The 17,276-nt window shown below is 33.3% G+C and carries 28 protein-coding genes and 1 pseudogene; 2 read left to right on the top strand and 27 right to left on the bottom strand.

Annotated elements, in window-relative coordinates:
• Window position 1: 1 nt before the first annotated feature.
• The 27 genes from map to rpsL all read right to left on the bottom strand — a co-directional run bounded on the left by map (window position 2) and on the right by rpsL (window position 14,947).
• Window positions 2-763, bottom strand: coding sequence for a type I methionyl aminopeptidase (map, locus tag MK083_02890; GenBank protein MCH2673402.1), 762 nt, complete (start codon window positions 761-763; stop codon window positions 2-4).
• A gap of 71 nt (window positions 764-834) precedes the next feature.
• Window positions 835-1,467, bottom strand: a complete 633-nt coding sequence (locus MK083_02885; GenBank protein ID MCH2673401.1) for an adenylate kinase — start codon at window positions 1,465-1,467, stop codon at window positions 835-837.
• Window position 1,468: 1 nt separating this feature from the next.
• Complete coding sequence (gene secY / locus MK083_02880; GenBank protein MCH2673400.1) at window positions 1,469-2,812, bottom strand: preprotein translocase subunit SecY; 1,344 nt, start codon at window positions 2,810-2,812, stop codon at window positions 1,469-1,471.
• A gap of 4 nt (window positions 2,813-2,816) precedes the next feature.
• Window positions 2,817-3,260 carry a 50S ribosomal protein L15 gene (rplO, locus tag MK083_02875; GenBank protein MCH2673399.1) on the bottom strand — a complete coding sequence of 148 codons (444 nt, stop codon included), beginning with the start codon at window positions 3,258-3,260 and terminating at the stop codon, window positions 2,817-2,819.
• 19 nt (window positions 3,261-3,279) lie between these two features.
• Complete coding sequence (rpmD, locus tag MK083_02870; protein ID MCH2673398.1) at window positions 3,280-3,459, bottom strand: 50S ribosomal protein L30; 180 nt, start codon at window positions 3,457-3,459, stop codon at window positions 3,280-3,282.
• Between the two features lie 4 nt (window positions 3,460-3,463).
• The gene (gene rpsE, locus MK083_02865) at window positions 3,464-4,018 is read right to left on the bottom strand and encodes a 30S ribosomal protein S5 (GenBank protein MCH2673397.1); all 555 of its coding nucleotides are present in this window, start codon (window positions 4,016-4,018) and stop codon (window positions 3,464-3,466) included.
• A gap of 1 nt (window position 4,019) precedes the next feature.
• Window positions 4,020-4,370: a 50S ribosomal protein L18 gene (rplR, locus tag MK083_02860; protein ID MCH2673396.1), complete on the bottom strand. Its 351-nt coding sequence runs from the start codon at window positions 4,368-4,370 to the stop codon at window positions 4,020-4,022.
• A gap of 5 nt (window positions 4,371-4,375) precedes the next feature.
• Complete coding sequence (gene rplF / locus MK083_02855; protein MCH2673395.1) at window positions 4,376-4,933, bottom strand: 50S ribosomal protein L6; 558 nt, start codon at window positions 4,931-4,933, stop codon at window positions 4,376-4,378.
• Window positions 4,934-4,942: 9 nt separating this feature from the next.
• Window positions 4,943-5,341: a 30S ribosomal protein S8 gene (gene rpsH / locus MK083_02850; GenBank protein MCH2673394.1), complete on the bottom strand. Its 399-nt coding sequence runs from the start codon at window positions 5,339-5,341 to the stop codon at window positions 4,943-4,945.
• A 10-nt stretch (window positions 5,342-5,351) separates the two neighbouring features.
• Window positions 5,352-5,657, bottom strand: a complete 306-nt coding sequence (gene rpsN, locus MK083_02845; protein MCH2673393.1) for a 30S ribosomal protein S14 — start codon at window positions 5,655-5,657, stop codon at window positions 5,352-5,354.
• A gap of 10 nt (window positions 5,658-5,667) precedes the next feature.
• Window positions 5,668-6,162, bottom strand: coding sequence for a 50S ribosomal protein L5 (gene rplE, locus MK083_02840; protein MCH2673392.1), 495 nt, complete (start codon window positions 6,160-6,162; stop codon window positions 5,668-5,670).
• A gap of 99 nt (window positions 6,163-6,261) precedes the next feature.
• Window positions 6,262-6,576 (bottom strand): 50S ribosomal protein L24, encoded by a 315-nt coding sequence (rplX, locus tag MK083_02835; protein ID MCH2673391.1) that lies wholly within the window; start codon window positions 6,574-6,576, stop codon window positions 6,262-6,264.
• 3 nt (window positions 6,577-6,579) lie between these two features.
• The gene (rplN, locus tag MK083_02830) at window positions 6,580-6,948 is read right to left on the bottom strand and encodes a 50S ribosomal protein L14 (GenBank protein MCH2673390.1); all 369 of its coding nucleotides are present in this window, start codon (window positions 6,946-6,948) and stop codon (window positions 6,580-6,582) included.
• Window positions 6,948-7,190 carry a 30S ribosomal protein S17 gene (gene rpsQ / locus MK083_02825; GenBank protein ID MCH2673389.1) on the bottom strand — a complete coding sequence of 81 codons (243 nt, stop codon included), beginning with the start codon at window positions 7,188-7,190 and terminating at the stop codon, window positions 6,948-6,950. The genes rplN and rpsQ overlap by 1 nt, the downstream gene beginning before the upstream one ends.
• Window positions 7,183-7,413 (bottom strand): 50S ribosomal protein L29, encoded by a 231-nt coding sequence (gene rpmC / locus MK083_02820; protein ID MCH2673388.1) that lies wholly within the window; start codon window positions 7,411-7,413, stop codon window positions 7,183-7,185. Before rpmC ends, rpsQ begins: the two co-directional genes overlap by 8 nt.
• The gene (rplP, locus tag MK083_02815) at window positions 7,413-7,832 is read right to left on the bottom strand and encodes a 50S ribosomal protein L16 (protein ID MCH2673387.1); all 420 of its coding nucleotides are present in this window, start codon (window positions 7,830-7,832) and stop codon (window positions 7,413-7,415) included. Before rplP ends, rpmC begins: the two co-directional genes overlap by 1 nt.
• Window position 7,833: 1 nt before the next feature.
• On the bottom strand, window positions 7,834-8,559 hold the full coding sequence (rpsC, locus tag MK083_02810; GenBank protein ID MCH2673386.1) for a 30S ribosomal protein S3: 726 nt from the start codon (window positions 8,557-8,559) through the stop codon (window positions 7,834-7,836).
• 3 nt (window positions 8,560-8,562) lie between these two features.
• Entirely contained in the window at window positions 8,563-8,898 is a 336-nt protein-coding gene (gene rplV / locus MK083_02805; GenBank protein ID MCH2673385.1) for a 50S ribosomal protein L22, read from the bottom strand.
• On the bottom strand, window positions 8,898-9,161 hold the full coding sequence (rpsS, locus tag MK083_02800) for a 30S ribosomal protein S19 (protein ID MCH2673384.1): 264 nt from the start codon (window positions 9,159-9,161) through the stop codon (window positions 8,898-8,900). The genes rplV and rpsS overlap by 1 nt, the downstream gene beginning before the upstream one ends.
• A 4-nt stretch (window positions 9,162-9,165) precedes the next feature.
• Complete coding sequence (rplB, locus tag MK083_02795) at window positions 9,166-9,993, bottom strand: 50S ribosomal protein L2 (GenBank protein MCH2673383.1); 828 nt, start codon at window positions 9,991-9,993, stop codon at window positions 9,166-9,168.
• 4 nt (window positions 9,994-9,997) lie between these two features.
• On the bottom strand, window positions 9,998-10,282 hold the full coding sequence (rplW, locus tag MK083_02790) for a 50S ribosomal protein L23 (GenBank protein MCH2673382.1): 285 nt from the start codon (window positions 10,280-10,282) through the stop codon (window positions 9,998-10,000).
• A complete protein-coding gene (rplD, locus tag MK083_02785) occupies window positions 10,275-11,015 on the bottom strand; it encodes a 50S ribosomal protein L4 (protein ID MCH2673381.1) in 741 nt (246 codons plus the stop codon). The genes rplW and rplD overlap by 8 nt, the downstream gene beginning before the upstream one ends.
• A gap of 11 nt (window positions 11,016-11,026) precedes the next feature.
• Window positions 11,027-11,644: a 50S ribosomal protein L3 gene (rplC, locus tag MK083_02780; protein MCH2673380.1), complete on the bottom strand. Its 618-nt coding sequence runs from the start codon at window positions 11,642-11,644 to the stop codon at window positions 11,027-11,029.
• A gap of 15 nt (window positions 11,645-11,659) precedes the next feature.
• Window positions 11,660-11,971 (bottom strand): 30S ribosomal protein S10, encoded by a 312-nt coding sequence (gene rpsJ / locus MK083_02775; protein ID MCH2673379.1) that lies wholly within the window; start codon window positions 11,969-11,971, stop codon window positions 11,660-11,662.
• Window positions 11,971-14,046, bottom strand: a complete 2,076-nt coding sequence (gene fusA, locus MK083_02770) for an elongation factor G (GenBank protein ID MCH2673378.1) — start codon at window positions 14,044-14,046, stop codon at window positions 11,971-11,973. Before fusA ends, rpsJ begins: the two co-directional genes overlap by 1 nt.
• Before the next feature lie 8 nt (window positions 14,047-14,054).
• Complete coding sequence (gene rpsG, locus MK083_02765) at window positions 14,055-14,525, bottom strand: 30S ribosomal protein S7 (GenBank protein ID MCH2673377.1); 471 nt, start codon at window positions 14,523-14,525, stop codon at window positions 14,055-14,057.
• The gene (gene rpsL / locus MK083_02760; protein MCH2673376.1) at window positions 14,525-14,947 is read right to left on the bottom strand and encodes a 30S ribosomal protein S12; all 423 of its coding nucleotides are present in this window, start codon (window positions 14,945-14,947) and stop codon (window positions 14,525-14,527) included. Before rpsL ends, rpsG begins: the two co-directional genes overlap by 1 nt.
• 738 nt (window positions 14,948-15,685) lie before the next feature.
• On the opposite strand from rpsL, the pseudogene MK083_02755 reads away from it, so the two are divergent.
• Both MK083_02755 and MK083_02750 read left to right on the top strand, forming a co-directional pair.
• Window positions 15,686-15,949 (top strand): annotated as a pseudogene (locus tag MK083_02755) (winged helix-turn-helix domain-containing protein).
• Complete coding sequence (locus MK083_02750) at window positions 15,942-17,228, top strand: glutamine synthetase family protein (protein MCH2673375.1); 1,287 nt, start codon at window positions 15,942-15,944, stop codon at window positions 17,226-17,228. Before MK083_02755 ends, MK083_02750 begins: the two are co-directional and overlap by 8 nt.
• Window positions 17,229-17,276 lie beyond the last annotated feature (48 nt).

Here is a 17,276-nt window from a genome sequence, read left to right as displayed (position 1 = left end):
TTTATTTTAGTCTTGTAAGAATTTCAGGTCCATTTTCAGTGATCAATACAGTATCTTCCATATGGGTCGATAATTTGCCATCTTTTGTAACCACAGTCCAGTTGTCTTCAAGTACTTTTGTCTCCCAAGTTCCTTGATTGACCATTGGTTCGATTGCAATTGCCATTCCTACTCTTAATAAAGCTCCTTTATCCTTATCTCCAAAATTTGGAACACTTGGTGGTTCATGTAATTGAGTACCAATTCCATGTCCAACATATTCTCTAACTACATCAAAACCTTCATTAAGTACATAATTTTCGATTGAGTTAGATATCATACCAACTTTATTACCGGGCATAGCATTCTCGATTCCAATATCTAGCGCTTTTTTTGCAACTGAGATAAGATTTAATTTTTCTTCATTTTTTTCCTCACCTATAAGGAAAGTTCTAGCATGATCACTATACATCCCATCAACAATTGCACCACAATCAATAGATATCAAATCACCTTCTACCAACTTTCTATTACTTGGAATTCCATGGACAATTTCTTCATTTAAAGAAATACATGCCGTAGCTGGAAAACCATACAATCCTAGAAAGGCCGGCTTTGCGCCTTCTTTTTCAATAAATTGCTTAAGAAATTCATCTATCTCTTTTGTTGTAGAACCAGCTACAAGTTTAGTCTCAGATTGGATTAGTGCTTCTGCAACAATCTTACAAGCATGTTTCATAGAAGCTATCTGCTCTGGAGTTTTAATAGACCCCTCAGTAATCAATTAATTGAGTTCTCCCTAAAAATAATGTACAAACTACTATTATATAAGTAATAGCAGAAGGTTGTACAGTATCAAATCTGCATTATTTTGTCAATTTGATTAGATACTTGATTTATTGATTCATTTGCATCAATTTTTTTCATTAGGTTTTTATCATTATAAAAATCTAATAATGGTGCAGTCAGATCAGTATAATTTTTCATTCTAATAGAAATTGCATCTGGTTTATCATCTTCTCTTTGATAAAGTTCTGGCTCTTTACAAGATGGTTTAGAATTGCATACAATCTTTTCAGATTTTATAAAAGTAGAAGCGCAATTCCTACATGATAATCTCTGAGAAAGCCTTTGTATTAATTCATCTGAAGGAACATCAAAATATAGTACATGATTTATTTTCATAAATAATTTGGAAAATTCTAAATCTAATGCTACTGCTTGACTCAAAGTTCTAGGAAATCCATCTAATAAAACCGAATCAAATTTTTTCAATTTTTTTGATACCATATCAATTATCAGCTGATCTGGAACTAAGTTTCCCTCGATCATATATTTACGAGCTTGTTTACCAAGCTTTGTTCCTGAACTTATTTCTGTCCTCAATATATCACCTGTAGAAATATGATTTAATTTATACTTTTTAACTAAATATGAAGACTGAGTTCCTTTACCCGATCCAGGAGGCCCCAATAGAATAACATTCATTCTAATTTACGAATCCCTCATAGTTTCTCATTAGCAACTGGGACTCCAATTGTCTCATGGTATCAAGAGCTACTCCAACCATAATTAATAAACTTGTACTTTGAAGAATACTTGTAGTTGACTCTAATCCAGTTATAAAAGCAGCTATAGAAGGAATTACAGCAACTGTTCCTAAAAAAAGTGCTCCACCCCAAGTAATTCTTAGAATTACTCTCATTAGATAATCTTTAGTAGGAGGACCAGGTCTGATACCAGGTATAAATCCATTATTATTCTGAAGTTGCTCTGCTAAATTTTGTTGATTATGAACTACCAATGTATAAAAAAAGGTAAACATAACAACTAATAAAAATATTGTTACCCAATATAAAGTACCAGTTGGACCAAATTGAATAGAAATCCACTGTGCTAATGAGGGCACAAATCCATTGGATGCTGGGTCAACAAAATAAGAAGCGACAACTGCTGGCAAAGCAAGAATTGAAAATGCAAAAATCAAAGGAATCATTCCAGCTGAATTAACTCTGATTGGAATATGTGAAGAACCTTGAGACCTATACATTCGATTACCTCTAAAAACACTTCTACCATATTGGACAGGAATTCTTCTCTGTGCCTCGGTAAATACAACTATTGAATAAATAATCAATAAACCTAAAGCTATAAGTAAACCAACTTGGAATGGTTGATCTCTGAGTAACCAAAGTTCTGCACCAATTGATGGAAATGTAGAAACAATTCCAGCAAAAATTATCAAAGATATTCCATTACCAATACCTTTTTCGGTTACTAATTCACCTAGCCATACAAGAATCATAGTACCAGCAGTCATAGATAATAAAATAGCTAGAGTATTTAAGCTATTTCCACCACCAAATCCAATACCTGTTAGAGCACCCTGGCCAAGTGCTCCTGAGAATAAATTAATTTGACCATAACCTTGCAAAAATGCAAGAGGAACTGTCAAATAATGAGTGTACCTGTTAATAGCTTTTCTACCAGCCTCTCCTTCTTGAGCCAATTCTTTTAATTGAGGAAGTAAAGGGGTAAGAATTTGAATGATAATAGATGCAGTAATATATGGATAAACACCCAAGGCTGCAATTGACATATTTCTTAGAGCACCACCTGAAAATATATCTATAAAACCTAATAGAGGGTTAGCATCAAAAGCTGATTGAAGAGCTTCTTTATCAACACCTGGCACAGGAACGTGAGCAAAAAATCTAAAGACAACCAAGATAAATAAAGTAAAAAGTATTTTAGCTCTCAAATCTGAAAGCTTAAATGCATCAACAATCGCTTGAATTAATGCAGGTCTATTTGTTTGAGTGGTAGTTGTCATAATGTCACTCTATAATTTTAATTTCTCCCCCAGCTTTTTCTATTTTAGATCTAGCCGAAGATGAAATTGAATTTACTTCTATATTTATAGCTTTTTTGATTTCTCCATGACCAAGAATTTTAATCATTTCTTTATTCTTAATAATGCCTTTATCTCTAAAATCAGAAATTCTTATAGAATCATTATCAAAGTGTGCTAATAATTCTTTTAGATTAAGGCCTACATAATTTTTCTTAAATATGTTTGTAAAGCCTCTCATATGAGGTAATTTTTTTACTAATCTCAACTGACCTCCTTCAAAAGTAGGATTAAGATTACCTCCACTCCTCGAAAGTTGCCCCTTTGAACCTCTTCCGGAATAAGTTCCTTTGGATCCATTACCTCTTCCAACTTGATTTTTTTTGGGAGTATTTTTATTTTTTCTTTTTATATCATTTAATTGAGGCATTTTTTTCTCACAAGTTATATTATTTGATTTCTTCAGCAGAAACGAGATGATCAACTTTTTTTATCATCCCAGTTATTTGCGGTGAAGCTTCTTTCTCAACAATTGATCCAATCTTTCTTAGACCAAGTGCCGATAAAGTCGCCCTCTGTGCAGGGGAAACTCCTATTTTACTTTTGATTTGTTTGATTTTTATTTTCATAGTTTTAATTTTTTCTTCTGGAAATTTCTTTTTTAGGATCTTTCATCGCTTTCAATGCTTCAACAGTGGCATAAACTACATTTATAGCATTTGTAGACCCAAATGTTTTAGATACAACATCTTTTACACCAACAGCCTCTAATACAGCCCTTACTCCACCACCAGCAATTAATCCTGTTCCAGGAGCAGCAGGCTTTAGCATTACTTTTGATGATCCAAACTTATATACCCCCTCATGAGGTAAAGTAGTATTATTTAAGTTTATTTCCACCATCTTATTCTTAGCATATTGAACAGCTCTTTGAACTGCATCCGGAACCGCTGAGGCACTTGCTAAGGCAATTCCTACCTTTCCGGCTCCATCTCCAACAGCAACCATAGCATTGAAGGATAGATTTCTACCACCCTTTACAGTTTTAGAAACTCTTCTTATTTTTATTACATTTTCAATCAGAGAAATCTCATCTGAATCTCTATTTCTTCTTCTATTTCTAAAACCTCGTCTTCTTTGATTTTGATTTGGATTATTCGGTTGGGCCGATATATTCTCTGTAGTCATATTAAACCTCTATTCCTGATTGTCTAATTCCGTCTGCAATAGCAGCAACTTTGCCATGATAAAGATACCCACCTCTATCAAAAACAACTTTTTTAATACCTAGCTTTGATATCTTTTCTCCAAATTCTATTCCTAATTTTTTTGATAGATCCTTATTGATAGAATTATTATCCGACTTCAAACTAGAAGCTGAAGCAAGAGTTTTACCTTCAGAATCATCAATCAATTGTAAATAAATATTTTTATTGGACCGAAATAAGGATACCCTAGGTCTTTCTTGAGTACCAGATAATCTCTTTCTTACTCTGAGATGTCTCTTATTTCTGCCTAAGGCTCTAGTTTTTTTTGACATTTTCATTATTCAGCTCCCCCTGCTCCAACTGCAGATTTACCAGATTTTCTTCTTATTTCTTCATCGGTGTACTTAATTCCTTTTCCTGTAAATGGATTTGGTTTTCTCAAGGATCTAATTTTTGCTGCTTGCCTTCCAACGTGTTCTTTATTGATTCCATCAATAATAACCATCGTTTGCTCTTCAACAGATAGTTTATTTTCACCAATTGGATCAACAGATATTGAATGAGAAAAACCCAAGCTAAGTTCTAGAGATTTACCTTTAGCTTGAGCCCTATACCCTGTACCAATTAGTTCTAATTTTTTGTTGAAACCATCTGTCACTCCAATAACCATATTATTTATTAAAGACCTATATAAACCATGCAGGGCTTTAGTTTCTATTTCTTCATTATTTCTAGACACTATCAATGTATTATCATCTAATTTTATTTCAATTTGATCTGATTTTATATTTTCTTCTAAAGTTCCTTTAGGACCTTTTATTATCACTAAACCTTGATCAATTTTTACATCGACTCCAGTTGGTATATTTATTGGTTTATTCCCTACTCTGCTCATAATTCCTCTTTACCAAATATAAAATAATACTTCGCCACCTAGTGACATTTTTTTTGCTTCAATTCCAGTCATTATTCCTTTGGAAGTTGATATTATCGCAACACCCATTCCAGAAAAGTAAGAAGGAATTTCATCTTTTTTTACATAAATTTTCAGCCCTGGTTTTGAAACTCTCTTAAGTCCAGTTATTGCAGAGGATCCATCTTCATAATACTTAAGTTTAACTGAATAATTAGCTGTTTTATCGGTAATGTTTTCGTCATACTGAGTAATAAAACCTTCATTTGCTAATACTGCCAGAATTTTATCATTGACTTTTGATTTATTAACTGAAACAGAGCTATGTTTTACTAAAACAGAATTTCTAATTCTAGTTATCATATCTGATATTTGATCTTGAATTGTCAATTTTTTACCTCTACAAACTTCCTTTTCTTATACCTGGCAAATGACCTTTGAGTGCTAATTCTCTCATTGATATTCTACTTAGTCCAAAAAATCTCATATAACCTCTAGGCCTTCCTGTTTTTTGACATCTATTTCTAACTCTCACAGGACTAGAATTTTTTGGCAGTAAAGCTAATTTTTGCCTAGCTTCCATCTTTTGTTCAAAAGATACTTTTGGATCATTTGCAATACTTTTTAACTCTGTTCGAGTTTGCAAATACTTATCAACCATCTTAATTCTTTTTTTATTTCTTGCTATAGCAGATTTTTTAGCCAAAATTTTCTCCTTAACTTTCAAATGGCATGCCTAATAATTCAAGCAGTTTTCTAGACTCAATATCTGAATCAGAAGAAGTTACTATATTTATTTGCATGCCTCTTAGTTTATCAATTTCGTTATAGTCTATCTCAGGAAAAATAACTTGCTCTGTCAATCCAAGAGAATAATTTCCATTACCATCAAATGATTTTGATGATACTCCTCTAAAATCCCTCACTCTAGGTAGAGCGATATTAAGAAGCCTATCAAGGAAATGCCACATATTATCACCTCTAAGAGTAACAGTTAATCCTATTATTTGACCTTCTCTGAGCTTAAAATTTGCTATAGATTTTTTAGCTTTACGCTCAATAGGTTTCTGACCAGTAATTGCCTGTAAATCTCGAGATACAATTTGAACAACATTAGAAGAAATAAGAGCTTCACCTAAACCTACATTGACTACAGTTTTCAAAATTTTAGGGACCATAAGTTTATTTTTGTACTTATATTCTTTTACCATCTGAGAAACGATCTCATCTTCAAACTTAGACTTAAGTCTTGGTTTCAATTTTTCAATATTATTTTTATCTGTTTTGTTAGCTACCAATTATATCTCCAATTACTTTCTCTTAGATTTCTTCACAATACGGTTATATTTACCTGAATCTAATTTCTCAAAAGTTACCCTACCTATATTAGAATTTTCTGGATCAATGTACATAACATTTGAAATATTTATAGGTAATTCTGTATCAACAATTCCAGCTTGAGTAACATTAGGGGTGTTTTTTATATGTTTTTTAAATATATTTATTCCCTCAACTACAACTGTATTAGAAGAAGTATTAACTCTAATAACTTCACCTTTTTTACCTTTATCTTTACCTGTAATTACTAGAACTTGATCCCCTTTTTTTATTTTAATTTTTGACATAATTTAAAGTACCTCTGGAGCCAAGGAAACGACTCTCATAAACTGTTTATCTCTTAATTCTCTTGCTACAGGCCCAAAAATCCTAGTACCTCTAGGATTATTATCGTCACCAATTATTACACAAGCATTCTCATCAAATCTTATAAATGAACCATCAATTCTTCTATATTCTTTTTTAGTTCGAACAATAACTGCCTTGACAATTTGATGCATTTTTACATTACCACCTGGTTGAGCATCTTTGACCGTACAGGTAATAGTGTCCCCAATTTTTGCAACTTTTGTATGGCTATTACCATTGATATTTATGCAGAGAACTTCTCTTGCACCTGAGTTATCAGCAACTTTTAGCCTTGTTTCTCTTTGAATCATTATTTATCCAAAATTTCTACTAGTTTCCATTTTTTTGTTTTTGATATTGGTTTTGAAAACTCAATTACCACATTATCACCGATCTTTGCTTCGTTATTAGGATCATGTGCAACTAATTTAGTTAGTCTTCTTGAAGCTTTTTTATATATTCTATCTTTCTGCGACCAAGATACTCCAACTACGATAGTTTTCTCAGTTATATCTGATAGAACTTGACCTGTTCTTCTAACTTTTTTATTCATTTTCTACGTCTTTCTCATCTTGATCTAATTTTTGCAAAATCTTTCTCTCATTTATCACAGTCAGTATTTTTGCTTTATCTTTTCTTAACTTATTAATTTGGCTAGTATCATTAAGCTGCATAGATTTATGCTTAAACCTATTTTCCATAATACTTTTTATTAAGGTTTCTTGCTCCTTAACAAGTTCTTCATTATTTAATTTTCTTATTTCTTCAATATTCATTAAAATGTCACTTCTTCTCTTGATATAATCTTAGTTGGAATAGGCAGCTTATGCCCAGCTCTTTTCAAAGCTTCTATTGCAATATCCTCAGGGACATCTCCAATTTCAAATAGAATTCTTCCTCTTTTTACTACTGCTACCCATCTGTCAACAGCACCCTTACCTCCACCCATTCGAGTTTCTGCAGGCCTAGCACTAACTGGTTTGTCAGGAAAAACTCTAATCCATATCTGGCCACCTCTTTTTACATGACCTGTTATAGCTCGCCTTGCAGCTTCAATCTGTCTTGATGAAATCCAAGCAGATCCTTGAGCTTTTAGAGCATAATCTCCAAAGGATAGAGTTGAGCCTCTAGTGGCCATTCCTCTCATTTTTCCCCTTTGTTGTTTTCTAAATTTTGTTCGACTTGGTTGTAACATCTTAATTATTTCCCTGAACGTTTTCTAAATTTTCATCATTTTGATCAGATTTTTCTATCCTAGCTGTTTTTAATGCCAATAAATTTTCTGCAGTAGGTATTATATCTCCTTTATATATCCAAACTTTTATTCCAATAACACCATAAGTTGTATTAGCTTCACTTATTTCATAATCAATATCAGCTCTGAGGGTATGCAAAGGAACTCTTCCTTGCATATACTTTTCTGTTCTAGCTATATCTGCACCAGCTAATCTACCAGAAATGACTACCTTGATACCTTGAGCTCCTACTTGCATTGTTCTTTGCATTGCAGTATTCACAGCTCTTCTAAATGCAACTCTTCTTTCTAGTTGCTCCGCTATAGATTCTCCTACTAGCTTAGCAACTAACTCTGGAACTCTGATTTCATTGATATTGAGCCTTACTTTATTCTGAGTTTTTTCTTCTAAGTAATTCTTTAATTCTTCAACCCTTGTTCCACCTCGCCCAATGATAATACCTGGTCTAGCAGTATAAACTGTAACAGAAATTTCTTGTGACCCTCTTTCAATCTCTATCTTAGAAATTGCTCCATTTTCTCCAAGTTCTTTAGTTATTATTTCTCTTATATTTCTGTCCTCATTTAGTAGAAGAGAATAATTTTTACCATTATTTGCATACCATTGAGATTGCCAATCAATGACACCGCCTAGTCTAAATCCTGTAGGATGAGTTTTTTGTCCCATTTTCTATAATTCTCCTGTTGTTAATTCAATAGTTAGGTGAGAAGATGGCCTATCAAATGCTCCAGCTCGCCCTCTAGCTTTTGGTTTATATCTTTTTAATCTTGGTCCATTATCTGCAAAAATTGTAGTGATATATAATTCTTGTTCGGATAACGATTCATTATTATTCGCATTAGCAATTGCAGAGTTTAGTATCTTTAAAATTTCTTTAGCAAGAGGTGTTCCCAAAAGGTTAAGCTGTAATTTTGCCTCGAATACAGATTTGGATCTAATTTGATCAATAACTCTTCTCATTTTGTATGAAGAATAACCAATATTTTTACTATAAGCCTTTGCCATTAACTACCTCTTGAATGTCCTTTAAATGTTCGAGTTGGAGAAAATTCTCCCAACCTATGCCCTACCATATTTTCACTTACTAAAACTGGTACAAATTTTCTTCCATCGTGTACACCAAAGGTCACACCAACCATTTCTGGCATTATCATAGAAGATCTAGACCAAGTTTTTATAACTTCTCTGCTACCTGATTCCTTAGTTTTCATTACTTTTTTCATTAACTTTGGGTCAACATAAGGACCTTTTTTGATAGATCTTGTCATAGTTTTACTTCTCGTACCTTTTTCTAAGAATCATCTTATCTGTTTTTTTATTTCTTCTGGTTCTTTTACCTAATGCAGGTTTACCCCACGGGGTTTTGGGATGAGCCATTCCTACCCCAGCTCTTCCTTCACCTCCACCATGTGGATGGGCATTTGGAGACATTGCGGAACCTCTTACTGAAGGTCTTCTTCCTAATCTTCTAGAAGTTCCAGCTCTTCCTAATTTTTTATTTTTATTATCAGGATTCGAAACTTGTCCAATAGTAGCACTACATTTACTTAGAATTCTTCTCATTTCTCCTGAGGGCAATCTTAGTAATGTATAGCCTGCTTCATGGGCCATAACTTGAGCAGAAGTTCCTGCAGACTTGACCATTATACCTCCTTTACCAGGAGAAAGTTCTACATTATGAACCAAAGTTCCTGTTTGTAGTAATCCTAACTGTTTAGTATTACCAAGAGTATTTGAAACAGAATTTCCCGTCTCTATAACATCTCCAAGTTTTACATTATTAGGCGTAATAATATACTTCTTGGTTCCATCTTCAAATCTTATTAGTGATATTCGAGATGATCTATTAGGATCATACTCAATTGTTTCAACTGTAGCTTTACCTTCTTTAGATCGAATAAAATCTAGCATTCTATATCTTCTTTTGTGACCGCCACCTCTGTGTCTAACAGTTATTCTACCTTTATTATTTCTTCCTCCTTTTTTTGTAAGAGGTGCTAGTAAAGGTTTATAGGGTTCGTGCGTTGTTATATCAGCAAAATCGTCTACCGCTGAGTCTCTTTTTCCAGCAGTTGTAGGTTTACTTTTCTTAATTCCCATTTAGTTATGCTCCCTCGTATAAGCTTATAGAATCTCCCAATTTAAGGGTCACTACAGCTTTTTTCCATGATGGAGTAAGAGTTTTATTTCTTCCATACATTTTATTTTTACCTTTTACTTTAATAACATTCACGTTTTCGACCACAACATCAAATATTTCTTCGACAGCTCTTTTTATTTCTATTTTATTTGAACCCAAATGAACCTTAAACACATATTTATTAGTCTCTTGAAGCATAGATGATTTCTCGGTTATTATAGGACTTAGCAGTATTTCTTCATTAATCATCTTTTTTTACTACTTTCTTTTTTGCAGTTATTGGAGCTTTAGTTGTTTTTTTTGCTGAAGTTGCTTTCTTCGCTGGGGTTGCAGATTTAGAAACAGTTTTGAAATCTGGCTTTCCCCACAAATCATGTATCTTTTCTACTGCATCAACTGATATAACTAAATTTTTTGGCCTAATTAATTCATAAGCATTCAGTGATGATGCTTCAATTACCTCAACATTATTTATATTTTCACAAGATTTAATAAGCACCTTATCATTTTTAGGAGTAACAAATAAAACAGACCCTTTTAGGTCTAAAATTTTAATGTAATCATTAATAATTTTTGTAGAAGGGTTATCTTTAATTGGTGACTGATCAATAACATTCAATTCTTTGTCATTAAATTTAGCAGAAAGTGCTATTTTCAAAGCTTTAATTTTCATTTTCTTATTTAATGTCTTTCTAATATTTTTTGGTAGTGGTCCATGGGCTACACCACCCCCAACCATTAGAGGAGATCTTTTGGAACCGACTCTAGCTCTTCCTGATCCTTTTTGAGGCCTAAGTTTCTGATTTGCATACTTTACATTTGATCGAGTTTTTGTAGATTTTGTCCACTGTCGTTGATTAGCCAAATAAACATAGATTGATTGATGTAAAAGATCCTCATTTAATTCCAAATTCCACACTGATGGATCAAGTGTTAGATTTTTTGTTGAATTTCCTGATTTATTTTTTATATTTATTTCCAAAATATTAACCTTTATTGAGCTTCCACCCTTACAGTTGATCCATTGAATCCAGGGATAGCACCCTTAATCAATAAAATATTATTTATAGAATCTACCTTTACTAATCTCAATCCCTTTACTGTCGTTTTTGCATTTCCAAAATGTCCGGGCATTCTAGTCCCTGGCCATACTCTACCAGGCGATGAACCTGCTCCAATTGATCCAACAGCTCTATGACGATCTGATTGACCATGAGTTTTAGGTCCACCTTTAAACCCATATCTTCTTACTCCACCTGCAAAACCTCTTCCTTTACTGGTTCCACTAACTTTAACTTTTTTTATTTCTGAAAAAATTTCAGTGGAAATTTGCTGACCTACTTCAATTTCAGCGGAATCATCAATTTCAAATTCTTGTAATATTGAAAACTTTCCTCCAGATCTTTCTTGATGGCCTTTTTGAGGAGCATTCAAACTTTTAGGTTCTGAAAATCCAATTTGAACTGAATTATAACCATCTTTGTTCTCAGTTTTTACTTGAGTCACGGTACAAGGTCCTGCTTTAATAACAGTTACAGGTATAGCTTCACCGTTTTCACTATAAATGGTGGACATACCTAATTTTTTTCCTATTATTCCTTTAATTGACATAATTTCCTTAAGTTATTAGAGCTTTATCGCTATATCTACTCCAGATGGCACACTCAAACTTGTAAGAGAGTCTATTGTTTTTGAAGATGGTTCTAGAATATCTATTAACCTTTTATGAGTTCTTAATTCAAAGTATTCTCTTGAATCTTTATTCACATGAGGAGATCTAATTACTGTAAACATTCTTTTAGTTGTTGGCATAGGAACAGGTCCTGCAACTCTAGCTCCAGTTCTTTCAGCAGTTTCTAAAATTTGTTGTGCTGAAACATCAAGAACTCGATGATCAAAAGATTTCAAAATTATTCTCATTTTTTGAGTTGGAGCCATCAGCTTTCCTTTCCTTTACCTGAAATTTCAGTAGCGATATGATTTGGAACCTTTGCATAGTGATCTAATTCCATAGAAAAACTAGCTCTTCCAGTTGTGAGTGATCTTAGTGTTGTAGCATATTGAAAAGTCTCACCTAATGGCACGTATGCCTTTATAGCTTGGGAGTTAGCTTGTTGATCCATAGATAGAATTTGAGCACGCCTCGAATTCAAATCTCCTAAACAGTCACCTAAAAATTCTTCCGGTGTTACAATATCAATTTTCATGATTGGTTCTAGCAAAGAAGGAGATCCAGCAGTCATAGCAGATTTGAAAGCCATTGATCCAGCAATCTTGAAAGCCATTTCAGAGGAGTCTACATCATGGTGTGATCCATCAGTCAAAACAGCTTTAACATCAACTACTGGATATCCAGCAATTACTCCACTTGCAGCAGCTTCCCTGAATCCTGATTCGATTGGTTTGTAATATTCAGTAGGCAAAGTTGCACCAGTAATTTCAGATTCAAATAAAATACCTGAACCCGGCTCCAAAGGCTCAATTCTCAAAGTACAATCACCATACTGGCCTTTACCTCCCGATTGTCTTATAAATTTACCTTGCTTTTCAGAAGCAACTGTTATAGTTTCTCTGTAAGCTACTTTGGGTGCGCCCTGTATAGCATCTACATCAAATTCTCTTCTAAGTCTTTCAACAATAACGTCTAAATGCAGCTCACCCATTCCTGCTAATACTGTTTGACCTGATTCTTCATCTGTCCATGTTTGAAGAGTTGGATCTTCTCCAACTAATCTAGCTAGAGATTCTCCCATTTTATCCTGATCGGAACGTGTTTTTGGCTCAACTGCAACCGAAAGTACAGGATCTGGAAAATCTATAGACTCTAGCAACAAAGGATTTGATTGATCACATAATGTATTACCCGTAATAGCATCTTTCAATCCAATTGCAGCTACAATCTCTCCAGCTTTAGCTTCCTTGATTTCTTCTCTAGAATCTGCATGCATTTTCATTAATCTTCCAGCTCTTTCTCTAGATCTGGTTGAGGAGTTGTATACATTAGCACCAGATTCTAATACACCGGAATAAATTCTTAGATAAACAAGTCTTCCAACATGTTGATCTGTCACAACTTTGAAAACCAACGCACTAAATGGGTCACTATCAGATGGTTTTCTTTCAATCAAGTTAGATTCATCTGATGGATCAGTTCCCTTAATTGAAGGTACATCTATTGGAGAAGGCAAATAATCTATAACTGCATCAAGAAGAGGGTGTACACCTCTATGCCTGAGGGCAGAGCCACACAAGACTGGGAATATCTCAAGATTAATAACCGCTTTCCTCAAAGCATTTTTTAGTTCTTCAACTGTAAGCTCTTGGTCATCAAAAAATTTATCCATCAACTCTTCATCTGTTTCAGCAATTTTTTCAATTAGTTCATTTCTATATTTTTCCACATCATCTTTATACTCATCAGGAACATCAATAATTTTATGCTGAACAGCATCTTCAGATTCATAAATATAAGCTTTTCTTTCAATAAGATCAATCATTCCATTGAATGATGATTCTGCTCCCATAGGAATTTGTATTGGGACAGCATTAGCACCAAGTCGATCATGAACAGTTTGAACAGCATTATAAAAATCTGCGCCAAGTCTATCCATTTTATTTACAAAGATCATTCTTGGAACACCATAATCATTAGCCTGTCTCCAAACTGTTTCAGACTGTGGTTGAACTCCTGAAACAGATTCAAGAACAACAACACCACCATCTAAAACCCTTAGGGACCTTTGAACTTCTGCAGTAAAGTCTACGTGTCCTGGAGTATCAATAATATTTACTTGATGGTTATTCCATGATGCGTTTGTAGCAGCAGATCCAATAGTTATACCGCGCTCCCTTTCTAGGGACATAAAATCCATAACTGTGGTTCCATCATCAATATCACCTATCTTATAAGTTTCACCTGTAAAATATAAAACTCTTTCAGTAACAGTGGTTTTACCAGCATCGATATGAGCTATAAATCCTATATTTCTTGTTTTTGATAAATCTTCTGCCATTTTTTCTTTTACCATCTATAATGTGCAAAAGCTCTATTTGCTTCAGCCATTCTGTGGGAATCTTCTTTCTTCTTAATTGCATTTCCAGTATTATTTACTGCGTTCATAAATTCGTTATAAAGAGCATCTGTGATTGTTGTTCCTTTATTTTCTCGAGCTGCTTCTACAACCCATCTATGAGCTAAAGCAACTCTTCTTTTTGGTCTTATTTCAACAGGTACTTGATAGGTTGCACCTCCAACCCTTCTAGGTTTGACTTCAAGTGTTGGCATTGCATTTTTCATAGCTTCTTCAAAAAGTTCTAAACCAGGTCTCTTAACTTGTTTTTCAAGTTTTTCTATAGCTAAATAAACAGCTTTTCTAGCAACTGATTTTTTACCACCTATCATTAATCTATTAATAAATTTGGAAAGTTCTATACTCCCATATTTAGGATCCGGGTTAATTCTCCTTACAATAGATTTTCTTCTTCTAGACATTAAGAATTTCCTTCTCTAATTGCACCATATTTGCTTCTTCCTCTTTTTCTACCTTCTACTCCTGATGTATCAAGAGCACCACGTATAATGTGATATCTAACACCTGGTAGATCTCTTACCCTGCCCCCTCTTATCAAGACAACTGAATGCTCTTGCAAATTATGTCCTTCACCGGGAATATAAGCAGTCACTTCCATACCATTTGTCAATTTTACTCTAGCAACTTTTCTCAAAGCAGAGTTAGGTTTTTTGGGAGTTACTGTCCTCACTTGCAAACAAACTCCTCTTTTTTGGGGGCTACCCTGAGAATCATTCGTCATTTTTTTTGTTAATGAGTTATACCTAAATCTCAAAGCAGGAGATTTAGCTTTCTTCCTACCTGATGATCTAGGCTTTTTAATTAATTGATTGACTGTTGGCATGTTAAGTTTTTCCTATACTAAATAAATAAAATAAGCTGTTAGATAAATATTCTCATACGGCGTTTACTAAAAAGCTAATTGTTATCACAAACTACTAGTATACGAATTTTCTTGTCTTACCGTCAACGAAAAATTGTTAATTTTGCAACTATTTTTAGTTTTATTTAACTTATATATTTAATTTTCATAGTAAAATTGAGCTTAAATAAAAACTTTAAGTTTAAAAATTTTATGTTCGAAGATATTTTTTTATTAGGATTTAATTTCAGATCAGAAGATCATTTAATAAGTTTGTTGGATGCAAATTTCCATTCATCAAATGTCTATTTGGTTAAGGAATTTAACTATAAAGATGAAAACTTAATTGTCACAACTAAATCTGAGCCACATCCCTTGTTGGGAGATAAGATCGAAGAGGATATTTCAATATCAACAGATGAAAATAAATTGCTTATAATAAATTTACCTCATCTCTTTAGTGAAAAATATAATGAATTATTGAATTCTTCTATACCTAAACTAATATCTCTCGAAAATTATTCTATATATGAAAATTATATTGCGCAAAATAAAAACTCTTTCCAAATAATCACTTTACCAACTAACAATAATGATCTTTCTGTACGAATTCAAATCGCTAGAAGTTTATCTAATTCTAAAAAAGATACTGTAGAAGCAAACGAAAAAATAATTAATTTTGAAAATTTAAAAATTGACACTGAAAAATATTTAGTCACACTTGAGAACAAAAAGATAGACCTTACTTTCAAAGAATTGGAGCTGCTTAAAGTGTTAGCATCAAGTCCTGGTAGAGTCTTCTCAAGAGAAAACTTGTTAAAGAATATTTGGGATTATGATTACTATGGAGGAACAAGAACAGTCGATGTTCATGTAAGAAGATTAAGAAGAAAAATTGAAGATCATAAGTACAACTTTATAGAAACAATTTGGAATGTAGGTTATAAATTCAACGAAAATAAAGTAGGAAGTCAAAATGAATGATTACTCAGACACTAAAGAATTTATTTTAAAGCAAGCATCTGAACACGATGTAAAATTTATTCGATTGTGGTTTACAGATATTCTAGGAAGGTTAAAAGGATTTGCAATCAATGTAGAGGACTTAGAAGACTGTATTGAAAAAGGAGTAATTTTTGATGGAGGCGCTATTGAAGGCATTGCTAGAGGCGGAGAGTCTGATACTCTAGCTATACCTGATCTTACAACTTGGCAAATTCTTCCATGGAGACCAAATGAAAATTCTGTAGCTAGACTTTTTTGTAATCTTAAGAGTTTTGATAATCGAGAATCCATAATAGATAGTAGAAAGGTTTTACAGAATAAACTTGAGGAAGTAAACAAAGCTGGATATAAATTTTATGTAGGGCCTGAAATTGAATATTATTTTTTAGATAGTGATAAAAAAAATGCAGATATGGATGACGCAGGGTATTTTGACCAAACCTCGGATGATAACAAAGGATCTGACCTAAGAAGAGAGTGTGTGTTGAGTTTAGAAGAAATGGGAATTCCTGTAAGAAGCTCACATCATGAAGTGTCATCAGGACAGCACGAGATAGGACTGAAACACACTGATGCACTAACAATGGCTGATTCAATAGTGACTACAAGATTGGTTGTAAAGCAAACTGCAACAAAATTAGGCGGTTTTGCAACTTTTATGCCAAGACCATTTCAAAACCTTAATGGAAGTGGATTGCATTTCCATCTTTCTTTATACAAAGGTGACAAAAATACCTTTGCTTCGAAAGGCAAAGATAGAATATCAAAAACAGGCAAAGGATTTCTTGCCGGTTTAGTAAAGTACTCTTCTAATATGGCCCTTGTGACTAATCAATGGTTGAACTCATATAAAAGATTATTACCTGACCTTGAAGCTCCAATTGCAGGTATGGGAAATGAGCTCCAGATATCTAACTTAGTGAGAATTCCTCATATTTATGAAAATAATTTAGATAATTCTAGAATTGAATTTAGGTTACCAGATTCTGGATGCAATCCTTATTTGGCATTAGCTGCTATACTTCACGCAGGCATGCTTGGCATCAATAATAATTTAGAAATCCCCAAAAATTGGGAATCAAATATTCCAAATACTTTAAGTGACGCTATTAAAGAATCTCAAAAAGGTAATTTTTTGCAGGACGCTATAGGCTTAGACGCATATAATAGTATTGTAGTCAATAAAGAAAAAGAGTGGATAGATCATAACTCAATAGTCACCGATTACGAAAGAGATTTTTACTTAAAGTTTCTATAAGAACTTTGGGATTTCATTATTAAAAAATTATAAGTTTGAGTTTAAATT

The organism is Dehalococcoidia bacterium (genome assembly GCA_022451965.1).
Lineage (GTDB): Bacteria > Chloroflexota > Dehalococcoidia > Lucifugimonadales > Lucifugimonadaceae > TMED-70.
The sequence above is the reverse complement of the archived record's forward strand: the minus strand, read 5'-3'. Positions and strand labels throughout refer to the sequence as shown.